General features: G+C 58.8%; 12 protein-coding genes. 4 read left to right on the top strand and 8 right to left on the bottom strand.

The window, feature by feature from the left end; genetic code table 11:
• Positions 1–6: 6 nt before the first annotated feature.
• Positions 7–930: an AraC family transcriptional regulator gene (locus tag hmeg3_RS05315; protein ID WP_094566149.1), complete on the bottom strand. Its 924-nt coding sequence runs from the start codon at positions 928–930 to the stop codon at positions 7–9.
• 182 nt (positions 931–1,112) lie between these two features.
• On the bottom strand, positions 1,113–2,015 hold the full coding sequence (locus hmeg3_RS05310) for a LysR family transcriptional regulator (protein ID WP_094566148.1): 903 nt from the start codon (positions 2,013–2,015) through the stop codon (positions 1,113–1,115).
• Positions 2,016–2,220: 205 nt separating this feature from the next.
• Between hmeg3_RS05310 and hmeg3_RS05305 the strand changes: the two genes are divergently transcribed.
• Together hmeg3_RS05305 and hmeg3_RS05300 are read left to right on the top strand one after the other, a co-directional pair.
• A complete protein-coding gene (locus hmeg3_RS05305) occupies positions 2,221–2,943 on the top strand; it encodes a pirin family protein (RefSeq protein ID WP_094562820.1) in 723 nt (240 codons plus the stop codon).
• Between the two features lie 216 nt (positions 2,944–3,159).
• Positions 3,160–4,137, top strand: a complete 978-nt coding sequence (locus hmeg3_RS05300) for an alpha/beta fold hydrolase (protein WP_094562819.1) — start codon at positions 3,160–3,162, stop codon at positions 4,135–4,137.
• A gap of 139 nt (positions 4,138–4,276) precedes the next feature.
• Here the strand turns inward: hmeg3_RS05300 and hmeg3_RS05295 are convergent, their stop codons facing one another.
• Positions 4,277–4,906, bottom strand: coding sequence for an FMN-dependent NADH-azoreductase (locus hmeg3_RS05295; protein ID WP_094562818.1), 630 nt, complete (start codon positions 4,904–4,906; stop codon positions 4,277–4,279).
• Between the two features lie 38 nt (positions 4,907–4,944).
• Positions 4,945–5,469, bottom strand: a complete 525-nt coding sequence (locus hmeg3_RS05290; RefSeq protein WP_369828858.1) for a GNAT family N-acetyltransferase — start codon at positions 5,467–5,469, stop codon at positions 4,945–4,947.
• Between the two features lie 95 nt (positions 5,470–5,564).
• Here hmeg3_RS05290 and hmeg3_RS05285 point away from each other — a divergent pair, with 95 nt between their 5' ends.
• Positions 5,565–7,025, top strand: coding sequence for a PLP-dependent aminotransferase family protein (locus hmeg3_RS05285; RefSeq protein WP_094562817.1), 1,461 nt, complete (start codon positions 5,565–5,567; stop codon positions 7,023–7,025).
• 25 nt (positions 7,026–7,050) lie between these two features.
• Here hmeg3_RS05285 and hmeg3_RS05280 read toward each other — a convergent pair whose 3' ends face one another.
• The 3 genes from hmeg3_RS05280 to hmeg3_RS05270 all read right to left on the bottom strand — a co-directional run bounded on the left by hmeg3_RS05280 (position 7,051) and on the right by hmeg3_RS05270 (position 10,639).
• The gene (locus hmeg3_RS05280) at positions 7,051–7,632 is read right to left on the bottom strand and encodes a winged helix DNA-binding protein (RefSeq protein ID WP_094562816.1); all 582 of its coding nucleotides are present in this window, start codon (positions 7,630–7,632) and stop codon (positions 7,051–7,053) included.
• A 44-nt stretch (positions 7,633–7,676) separates the two neighbouring features.
• Positions 7,677–9,341, bottom strand: a complete 1,665-nt coding sequence (locus hmeg3_RS05275) for a methyl-accepting chemotaxis protein (protein ID WP_094562815.1) — start codon at positions 9,339–9,341, stop codon at positions 7,677–7,679.
• A 221-nt stretch (positions 9,342–9,562) separates the two neighbouring features.
• A complete protein-coding gene (locus hmeg3_RS05270; protein ID WP_094562814.1) occupies positions 9,563–10,639 on the bottom strand; it encodes a porin in 1,077 nt (358 codons plus the stop codon).
• A gap of 17 nt (positions 10,640–10,656) precedes the next feature.
• On the opposite strand from hmeg3_RS05270, the gene hmeg3_RS05265 reads away from it, so the two are divergent.
• The gene (locus hmeg3_RS05265) at positions 10,657–10,866 is read left to right on the top strand and encodes a hypothetical protein (RefSeq protein ID WP_094562813.1); all 210 of its coding nucleotides are present in this window, start codon (positions 10,657–10,659) and stop codon (positions 10,864–10,866) included.
• Here the strand turns inward: hmeg3_RS05265 and hmeg3_RS05260 are convergent.
• Positions 10,863–11,450, bottom strand: coding sequence for a hypothetical protein (locus hmeg3_RS05260; protein WP_094562812.1), 588 nt, complete (start codon positions 11,448–11,450; stop codon positions 10,863–10,865). The genes hmeg3_RS05265 and hmeg3_RS05260 overlap by 4 nt on opposite strands.
• Positions 11,451–11,460 lie beyond the last annotated feature (10 nt).

Below are 11,460 nucleotides of genomic sequence, written 5' to 3'. Positions count from 1 at the left end.
ACGGCTCTAGCCTTGCGCATTACGCCGCCAGTTGCCGGGCGACGTTCCCATCAACTGCGAAAAAACACGGCTGAAGTGGCTTTGATCCGAGAAGTGGCAAACGATGGCAATCTCGGCCAGCGGCAGGCCGGAATGCAGCAATAGCTCACGCGCCTGCTGTACGCGCTGCGTGAGCAGCCATTGATGCGGCGTGTATCCGGTCGTCGCCTTGAAGGCGCGCAGAAAATAACTGCCCGACATATTGCACTCTTTGGCGATCTCGGCGACGGAGATGTTTCCTCGCACCTTGTTCATCAACATCTGCTTGGCGCGTTCTTCATGCATGCGCGACAAGCTGCGGCTCTTGCTCTGCATTGCAAGCTTCGCGCCGCCATAGTGTTGAATCAGATAGGTGCCGATCGCCGTCCCCAGTTGATCGACAAACAGCATGCTGGCCTCACCCGGCCGGGCCAATGCCGGTGCAAGGGCCTGCGCCAGATGCGCCAGCACCGGATCGCGTTGCCCGGTCACAGTCTTCAGTCCATTGACGCGCAGGCTGCTGACGCCCTCGCCGACACGCTCAAGAAAGACACGCGGCAGCTCACACAACAAGAAATCGAATCCGCCATGCAGATCGGCGCGATAGTCTTCGGAGAAATCGCGCACGTACACTGCGCCTGCGGTGAAGTCATGCCGCGATGCCTGCTTGCCACGGAATATGCTGCGACGATGTCCGTCGGACATCGAGATACCGACCAGAAAGCCGCGGTCCGATGCCGAAGTCGCCACTTGCGAGGTTTGTGTCGCCTCGACATGCTTGCGGTAGAAGGCGATGCCGCCGCCATGCAGTTCCTGATCCTTGTGCAACTTGCTGGCGACACAACCCAGAGAGTCCTTCGCGCGAACCGGAGCAGTTGGTGGGGTCGCACCATTGATGAACGTAGCTTGCATGGTCAGCACCTTTCTCCGGGAATGAAACACAGGGGCAATCACATTTACGGGTTGACAGTCGCGGCCTATCGCGACCGGTCATGAAATATGCGCCGGCGCCACATCATGATTTATCACAGGCAATTGCAAGCAAGACTGATACCTGCACCTGTTCTGATACCGCCTGCGCATTTGTTTTTGCTTCAGCGCAAGAGGATATCCGGTATCAGCTGTCTTTGCAGGCGCTGCAACCACCATTTCTTCGCTTCCCCCATCGCTTCCGGCTTCCACGCCAGCCAGAAGGACTCGTCGGGGCGCGACTCTTCCGACTCCACCTCGACCAGTGCGCCACTCGCCAACTCCTTGCGGATACAGGCGCGCGGCAGAAATCCGTGGCCGATGGCCGCCAGCTGGCAAGCTATCTTGGCCGACATTGATGGGACGGTGATGCGCTTCTGCCCGGCCAGCAGGCCGATGGTGCGATCCGAGATGGTGCGTGCACCATCGCCGACCACGATGGCATTGTGCTCCAGCAGATCCGCCCGCGTCACGGCACGGCCCAGCTTTGCCAGCGGGTGCGTGGGGGCCACGCAAAACACAAACGCCAGCTTGCCCACTTCAACCGCACGGTAACCGCCGCCGGCCGGACCATCGCCCGCAGCAACGATCATGTCGGCGCGGCCGTCGCGCAAGGCTTCCCAGGTTCCCATCAAGGTTTCGCAGGCGATACGCAAGCGGGTGCCGCAGTGCAGATCCTCAAAGGCGCAAATATCTTTGGTGAACGAATCGGTTGCAATCAGCGAGTCGTGCACCAGCCGAAACTCTGACTCGAAGCCGGTGGCGATCTGGCGCAGACGCGATTCCAGCTCGGCAGCCGCAATGACCAGCCAGCGCCCTTCTTTGAGCAACTCCCGCCCTGCCGCGGTGAGATGCACACGCTGCCCTTGCCGCAAAAACAAGGCCAGGCCCAGTTGTTCTTCCAGTTTGTTGATGGCGTAGGAGATGGTCGACGGCACCTTGTGCAGCCGCTCGGATGCCGCCGCAAAGGAACCGTAACGGTCGATGGCATCTACCAGTTCGATGGCTTCCAGACTGAGTTTGAGCATGGCGATTCTCCCCAATTCCACTTGATCGAAAATTTCGATCATTAGAACACAAAATCTTCAATCCGAAGCATCTCTGAAACGTGCAAACTTCTTTCCATGGCGCGATCACACAGACAAGCAAGCTTGCAACGTGAGAGCAGTCCGGCGAAAAACTTGCTGAATTTAATCGAACTAAAACTGAATCAAAACTGAAAAGGCGCACATCATGATCGAACTACGCAAAGCAAACCAACGCGGCATCGCCGATCACGGCTGGCTGCATTCACATCACACCTTTTCGTTCGGCCACTATCGCGATCCGAAGCAACAAGGCTTCTCGGACCTGCTCGTCATCAACGACGACCGCGTGACAAAAAACCAGGGCTTCGGTACGCATCCACACCGCGACATGGAGATTTTTTCCTATGTTCTGGAAGGTGCGCTGGCGCATCAGGATTCGATGGGTACCGGTTCAGTGATCCGTCCCGGCGATGTGCAGATGATGAGCGCCGGCACCGGTGTGAGCCATAGCGAATACAACCACTCGAAGGACGAACCGGTGCATTTCCTGCAGATCTGGATCGTACCGAACGTGCGCGGCGTGCCGCCCCGCTATCAGCAAGTGCATTTCAGCGAGGAAGAAAAACGCGGCAAGCTGCGCCGGATCATTTCGCCGGACGGCAAGGACGGTTCGCTGTCGGTCTATCAGGACGCCACGGTCTACGCGGGGCTGTTCGACGGCGCGGAAACCGCGACGCTGACTCTTGCGGCAGACCGCTATGCCTATGTCCACGTCGCTCGCGGCAAGATCAAGATCAACGGCGTGCAGTTTGACGAAGGCGATGGCGCCCGCATCCGCAACGAGACCTTGCTGCAATTGAGCGAGGGAGAACAGGCGGAATTGCTGGTGTTCGACCTGCGTCCGAACGAATTGCCAAAACCAGTTTGAACCCAAGTCGAATACGCCGGGTGCAGAGATGGGATACGCACATTTCTGCTCCGGACTATACCTTCAGATAATTGTTTTTACTGATGACGGCTTCTACCATCACGTCAGATTCCGGCATGCCGAAGAAGAATCGGGCGAGACAAAAGAGCAACAAAAATAGCAATTGCAGTCGATGCAAATCATCTCCTCCCCTCATCACAACACAAGAGAAAAATCATGTCCAAAGATCAGCAAGATTCAGCAATCAGCAACTCCCGCCGCAACGCCTTGAAGGGTGCGAGCCTCGTTGCAGCCGCCGTACTGCCGACCGCATCGTTCGCCGCCGACAAGAAAGCTTCCGCACATAAACACCTCAAAGCAGGCCTCACTGAAAGCACCTTCGTCACCAAAGACGGCACCCAGATCTATTACAAGGACTGGGGTTCGGGCCAACCGGTGGTGTTCAGCCACGGCTGGCCGCTGAGCTCGGATAGCTGGGAATCGCAAATGCTGCATCTGGCGTCGAACGGTTTCCGCGTCATTGCGCATGACCGCCGCGGCCACGGGCGTTCGAGCCAGCCATGGACAGGCAACGACATGGACACCTACGCGGACGACCTCGCAGGACTGGTCGAAGCGCTGGATCTGAAGAACATGATCATGATCGGCTTCTCCACCGGCGGCGGCGAAGTCGCCCGCTACATCGGCCGCCATGGCACCAAACGCGTTGCCAAGGCTGCGCTGGTGTCGTCGGTGCCGCCACAAATGCTGAAGACTGCATCCAATCCGGGCGGTCTGCCCATTGAGGTGTTCGACGGCATCCGCGCCGCATCGCTCGCCAATCGCGCGCAACTGTACAAGGATCTGGCAGCAGGCCCGTTCTTCAACTTCAACCGTCCGGGCGCCAAGGTGTCGCAAGGTCTGATCGACTGGTTCTGGGCGCAAGGCATGCAAGGCGGCCACAAGAATACCTATGACTGCATCAAGGCGTTCTCGGAAACTGACTTCACCGCAGATCTGAAGAAGTTCGACGTGCCGACGCTGGTCATCCACGGCGACGACGACCAGGTGGTACCGATCGCAGCAGCGGGCATGATGTCGGCCAAGATCGTAAAGAACGCCAAGCTCATCGTCTATCCGGGCGCACCCCATGGCCTGACCGATACGCACAAGGACAAACTGAACGCCGATCTGCTGGCGTTTGCAAAATCCTGAGCAAACCATAAGCCAGAGTCAGGCTTAAGCATTCATTGACGCTATAAAAAAAACGGCGGACACCAAGTGTTCGCCGTTTTTATTTGACACACTTCAGACATGCACTTCAAGCGTCATCTGAATTCAACTTTTCAGTTCTTCAGGCCGCAGCCCACTGTCCGGCAACTGCCGCCAGTTCGGCTTTGGCGCGCACCAGCGCCGCTTCGCGCTCTTCGGCGGCGCTGAAGGTCAGCGGCTGCGCATCGACAAAAGTCGGGGCGGCAACGCCCATGAAGCCGAAGGCTGCACGCAATGCCGGCGTCAGCGCATCCATCGCGCTGAAGGGCGTGCCGGGACGCAGATCCGCGCCGCGCGTGGTGATGAACAATACCTTGTCCGCCAGCTGCCCGACGTAGCTGCCGTCTTCACCAATCTTGTAAGTCAGATTGGTGCGTACGATGTTGTCGATGAAGGCCTTGAAGGATGACGGCATCGAGAAGTTGTACATCGGCATGGCAAATACGTAGGCGTCTGCCGCCAGCAGTCGTGCACACAAGGCGTCGGAGGCTTCCAGCGCCTGCTTCATGGCTGGCGTGCGATCCGCTTCGGGTGTGTAAGTGGCTACGGTAAAGAGCTCATCGACGTGTGCCGGCGTATCCACGCTGACGTCGAGATAATCCACCTCGACGTCCGGGCGCTGCTGCTTCAGCAGGTCGATAAAGTGACGCGACAAGGCGCGCGAATTGGACCATTCGCGCTTGGCGCTGGCATCAACGTGAAACAATTTCATGAAACATTCCTTCTAAAAAATAATGACGAATACCGCGCTCAGACGATTGCCTTCATTGGGTTGATCGGTTTGCCGAAACGCATCGAGCTGGTCAGCAATCCCTGGCGGAAATAGAAACGCTGCGCCAGTGCATTGCCCAACCCGGTATCGAGCACCAGCCTCATGCATCCCGCCTGCTCTGCGACGACCGTCAGCGCATCCAGCAAGCGTGCGCCCCAGCGATTGCCGCGTGCGGTTTCCGCAGTGACCAGGTCATCGACGTAGAGAAACTTGCCATACACCAGATTCTCCTGAAACCGATAGCCGGCCAGCGCCACCGCCTGTCCGTCTTCCCATGCCGCCAGCAGACGGTAGGTCTGCGTCTGCTGACGCGCAATGCGTTCGAGGAAATCTTCTTCGCTCTTCAAGTGCGGCCGCAACTGCTTCATCACTGCGTAACAGGCTCGCAGGGATTCCTGGGTATCGGCGTGGCGCAAGACATCGCCGCCTGACGCTGCTGCTGATGCTGCTGCTGATTTCGCTGATTCCACTGATTGATCCACGACATCGCGGTTCTGTTGCATGCTTGCTCTCCTTCCAGCACAAACTAATCGAGCCTGCATCTTAATGATCCGATGGCATAATGCACAGATCCAAGAAATAACATATGGACTAGTCCATGATTAAATCCTCACTGCGTGATCTGTTGCCGCTGCATCTTTCGTCCGGCGAGCCTTTTTACCGGCAGATCTATACGCGTTTTCGCAATGCCATCGCCGACCAGTTGCTCAAACCCGGCGACCGCATCCCCTCGGCCCGGGCGCTGGCGGAAGAACTCGGCGTCGCGCGCGGCACCATCGAAGCAGCCTATTCACTGCTCAGTGCAGAGGGTTATGTCGAGACACGCGGCCAGGCCGGCACCATCGTGACACTGGGATTGAAGCCCGGCGTACATCCTCACGCCGGCAAAATCGTGCCGCCGGTACGCAGCAACACCGCTGTCTCGGCGAATGCCGCACCGGCACTCCCTCTGACTGCATCACAGCCACTGCCGCTGCCATTTCAGATGGGATTACCTGCGCTCGATGCTTTTCCGCGCAAGCTCTGGTCGCGGCTGGCGGCACGTACGATACGCGCCACTGCGCAGCGCGACATGACTTATCCGCCGTATGCCGGCGTCGCCGCGCTGCGCAATGAAATCGCCACCTATCTGCAATTGTCGCGTGGTGTGGCGTGCACGCCTGAACAGGTGTTCGTCACGTCCGGCTATCGTGAGACGCTGCAATTGATTACAGGCGCCCTGTTCAAGGCAGGCGACAAGGTATGGACGGAAGATCCCGGCTATATGCCGACCGGACAGGCGCTGATGCAGGCGGGTGTAACACCGGTGCCGGTACCGGTCGATGGCGAGGGCATTCAGGTTGAGTTGGGTGTGCAGGCTGCGCCGCGTGCACGTGCCGCCATCGTCACACCGGCGCATCAGAGTCCGCTCTGCGTGTCGCTGTCATTGCAACGCCGCTTTGCCTTGCTCGACTGGGCCACGCGCGCCAATGCCTGGATCGTGGAAGACGACTATGACGGCGAGTACCGCTATGTCGGTCGCCCTCTGCCTGCGCTGCAGAGTCTGGACCGCGATGGACGCGTGCTCTACGCAGGCACCTTCAGCAAGGTGTTGTTTCCGGGTATCCGGCTGGCGTATCTGGTGGTGCCGGCATCGCAAATAGAGCGCTTCGCCGCCGTCAGCCAGACCATGTTCAGCGGCAGTCCGGCGCTGACGCAAAGCATCGTCGCCGACTTCATTGCCGACGGCCATTTTGCGCGCCACGTGCAACGCATGCGCAAGCTCTATGGCGAGCGGCGCAAGGTCGCTGTAGAAGGAGTGGACAGCCTGCTGGGAAAATACCTGCGCGTCGATTCCCAACCCGGCGGCATGCACATGATTTTGCGCATGCGCGGACGGCGTTCAGACAAGCCGCTGGCGGAAGCCATGCGCAAGGACGGCATGTATGCACACACGCTGTCGCAACGTTCTGTCCAACATCAGGTGCAACCGGGATTGTTGCTTGGCTTTACCAATATCGACAGCGCCACGACGATAGAAGCGCTGGCGCAGCGTATCCTGAAACTCATCAACAACTGACAGGACTGGCCGGCTCGGTGCACCGCTACATCGACGTCGCAGAACGCGCCGCCTGTTCGTACAAGCCGGAAAGGATTCGCAGAAAGCGCGCCAGTTCGGCCAACTCGAAGCTTTCCGCATCGTCGCCCGTCAAACCGGACACCAGCAGGCGCTCACGTATTTCGTAGTAGCGTTTGCACAAATCCTGCCCCGCCTCGTTGGTCGAATACAGGACTTCCTTGCCGCGCCGTTCGGTATTGACGAGGCCCTGCGCGTGCAGCTTCTTGAGTGAATAGTTGACGATGTGGGCGTCTTCTATATTGAGAATGAAGGCGATATCGGCAAGCTTCTTTTCACGCGCGCGGTGATTGATGTGATGCAGCACCAATACGTCAGTGGGCGTCATATCCTTCATGCCGGCGGCGGAGATGCAACGTACGATCCAACGATTGAAGGCATTGTTGGCGATGATCATGCCGAATTCGAATTCGCTCAATTCCTTGCTTCTCCCCGAGGCGAGGTGCAACGAAGACACGATAGGTACCCTGGGGCTGTTTCCTGGCTGGGCGAAGTTAGCCTTTACACTGGTCTTTGCGCCAGCCCTCACGTTTTTCTTGTCGGTCGGCATAGTGAATGTTCAGTCTGTGTTGTCAAAAAATGGACCGGTCTGCATCAACCATGCAGGCGACGCGCGGACGCCATGCGCAACAAACCGCGCTTGCCGCCGTCCGGAATTTCCAGCGTCTTGAGTTCCACCGGCGCATTGCTATCCGCGGCAGATTCACTGCCCAGGTCAGTCTTGAAGATCGCCACGGCGTGACCCAGCGCCACCGACTGATCGTGCATGCTTTGCGCCGCGGCGGCGGCCTGCTCCACCAGCGCTGAGTTCTGTTGCGTCATATCGTCGATCTGCTCGATGGCGTCGTTGATCTGGCGAATCCCGGCGCTCTGTTCTTCGCTGGCAGCAGAAATTTCCACCATGATGTCGGCGACATGTTTGACACTGCGCACGATGTCTTGCATGGTGTTGCCGGCGGCGTCCACCAGTTCGCTGCCGGCGTCGACCTTCTTGACTGAGTTCTGGATCAGACCGGCAATTTCTTTCGCTGCCGAGGCGCTGCGTTGCGCCAGCCCGCGTACTTCTGCGGCCACCACCGCAAAACCGCGGCCCTGCTCACCGGCTCGGGCTGCTTCGACTGCGGCGTTCAGCGCCAGAATATTGGTCTGGAAAGCAATGCCGTCGATGACGCCGATGATCTCGACGATCTGACGCGAACTATCCTTGATTTCCTTCATGGTGCTGACGACTTGCGTGACCACCTTGCCGCCTTGCATCGCGACCTGCGACGCGTTCAGCACCAGTTGGTTAGCCTGACGTGCATTGTCGGCGTTGTGGTTGACGGCGTCGGTCAGCTCCAGCATGGAACTGGCCGTCTCTTCCAGCGTGCTGGCTTGCAGCTCGGTGCGTGCCGACAGATTGGCGTTGCCGTCGGCGATTTCGCGCGCGGCGACCGAAATCGCATCGGAGCCGTCTCGCACCTGCATCACGGCGCTGACCAGGCCGTCGCGCATGTTTTGCAGCGCCGCCAACAGCTTGCCGGTTTCGTCCTGCGACGTACTTTCAACACGCACCGACAAGTCACCGCCGGCAACACGTTCGGCGATATTGATGGCGGCATTGAGCGGTCGCGTGATGCTGCGCATGACCGAGTAGCCGACCAGCACGGCAAGCAAGGTGGCGATGCTGGCCATGGCGATCATCAGCACGCTGGCTGCGCCGGATACCTGCTCGGCCTCTTGCCCGGCCTGTTCCATGCCGCGCCCCTGAAAAGTGATCAGATTGTCCAAGGCCTTGAAGTAGGCAACCTGATAAGGCGCGATCTCCGGCAGAATCAGATCTCGTGCCTGCTCGACCTGGCCATCCTTGACTGCCGCCAGAAAGTTGTTGAGTACCGGCGTGTATTGCGTGCGCGCAGCGTTGACCGCGTCGAGCATGCGCTTTCCTTCAGCGGAGCGAGTGTCCTTCGCGAGGCGTTTGAGTGTGTCGTCGATGGTGCCGCCAGCACGTGCAATGGCATCCAGCTCGCCCTTGATCTCATCGACGGTGCTCATGAACAGCAGGTTGCGCATGCTGCGTGCAGTCTCGTCGAGCGCCCCCTTGACGGTGTTCGCCATCACGGTGCGCGGATAGTAATCGTTGGCGATGCTGCGAATGTTGCCGTTGATCTGGTTCAGGCGGTACACGCCGATCACGGTCAGCGCCAGCATCAGCAGAATGACGGTGCCGAAGCCGAGGCCCAGGCGTTGTCCTATTTTCAGGTGAGTCAGTTTTTTCATTTGCTACCCCTCATGTTTCATGATTCACAACTGCAGAGATGCGTAGAACTCACCTGGCCGGCGGCTTTCCTCAAGAAAGAATCTATTCACCTGCCTGGATACCGGCCAGGCAGGTCAACGATTCTCAAAGCCGCCGGCAATCAGGCCCGGAGAGCGGCATCGGCGGATGAGTGTTTTTCCAGGAACCATTCATCCACACCACGCTGCTTCCGGAGAGACGCCTAGAACGTGTGGCGGATACCCATATTCCAGGCGCTGTTGCCGCTGCCCGCTTCAATCGAACTGCCAACGGTGTAAGGCGCACCGTTCTTGTTCTTGATGTGGGCGTACATGGCATACAGGTCGGTGCGTTTGGACATCGCGTAGCGATAGCCCAGAGCGAACTGATCCGCATCCTGGTTCAGCCTGGTCTTGTCATCCTTGTGGATGTAAGACGCCAGGAAGGTATGCTGCGCGCCAAACGGAACGGTCACGCCAACCAGCATGTCGGCACTGTCGGTGGAGGCGACGATGGCGCTGGTGCCGTAAGGATTGGTCGTGTTGCGCAGCGGCGAGCTGTTGAGGCCCTTGTTGATGCCGTAGGCGCCATGCAGCTTGACCGGACCGAAGTTGTAGGTTGCGCCCAGCAGCGTGCTGCGGCCCGATCCTGTTTCAGTCGTGGTCGTGTCGTTGTTGCGGCCATGAAAACCCAGGCGGACATACAACGGACCATTGGCATAGCCGATGGCTGCGCCGATCTGGCTGGCGGCTTTGGTGCTGCCGGCAGTTTCGCCGAAGCCGTAAGCCAGTTCACCTGTCACGCCACCAAAACTCGGCGAAGCGTACTTGACGGTGTTGTCCATACGGCTGGCACCGTTGCCGGTGTTCGGCATCAGGTTGGCAGCATCGCCGGCGTAACCGGTGCCAAAAGGATCGACAGCCGACAGCACGAGGTATTGCGGCGTGTACTGGCGACCGGCTGTCACCGTACCGAAGCCGCCACCCAGACCGACATAGCTTTGACGGCCGAACAGCAAACCGCCCTGACCCAATGCACCGGTGTCATTCTGGAAGCCGGTTTCAAGCAGGAACAGCGCAGACATGCCACCGCCCAGATCTTCCGTGCCCTTGAAGCCGATGCGCGAACCACCGCTGATGCCGCTGGTCAGTTTGGTGACGTGACCTGCTGCGCCGCCGCTTTCGACTACCAGACCTGTATCGATCAGACCGTAGATCGTGACCGACGATTGCGCCAGCGCAGGTACTGCCTGGATGCCGACTGCGGCAAGCACCGCTGCAGCCAAGACTTTATGTTTCATTGAAACTCCCCGATTAAATGAAATTGCATCAAACCCAAAAACCGCTTACCGGCCAAGCTTTGTGCGCGCCCTTCCTCTTTGCCGATATGCGCCTGCTCTCCTCCGGCGACGACAATGGCCGTTGTCTTGTCGCGTTCAAAGAGAACTTCCGGACGCGCAGTGCTGTGGCGGTCTGCGCGTCGCTATTCTTTTTCTGCTCTGCCAACTCAGCCAACTCAGCCAACTAAGCGGACAGCCGCTCGCGTGGCAGCTCGAACTTGTTGCTCCGGAATTCCTTCAGGAAGGCGAACGCCGGATTGCTGTCGCCGATGAAACCGAATGACGAATCCAGCACACGCGCCGGCAGCCATGGATAGGGCAAGAACGATTGCAGCGTCTGCAACAGGTCGCCGGCGATGTCGGCGATGAGCATCATGTGATCGATGCGGATATGCATCTCACTGGCGCGCCAGAGTTCTTCCGGATGTTCATTGAGCTGCCAGTTGTAGTAGCCGCGCCCGATGCGCAGCGAGGCGGTTTCTTCTTCGCGCATCAGTACCAGCCACGGCAATTGCTCGATGCGGCCGTTGCGTACTTCCAGCTCGTCGCAGATGTAATAAGTGCGGCAAAGCGTGAAGCGTTTGGCGAAATCGGTCACCAGCGTCTGCGCGATGCCTTCGGCGCCCACGACCAGCGGCGGAAAGGCCACCGCGCTGGCGGAGGTCGAAATACTGAGCACCGCATTGGGCTCGTAGATGTCGTGGATCAGTGAAGGACAGCATTTGTCTTTTGCGTAGACGTACGCTTCCAACAGGGATTTATGCGTCAACATAAAATTCCTT

It is taken from the genome of Herbaspirillum sp. meg3 (assembly GCF_002257565.1).
Taxonomy (GTDB): Bacteria; Pseudomonadota; Gammaproteobacteria; order Burkholderiales; family Burkholderiaceae_D; genus Herbaspirillum.
This window is presented reverse-complemented; position numbering and strand designations above follow the sequence as displayed.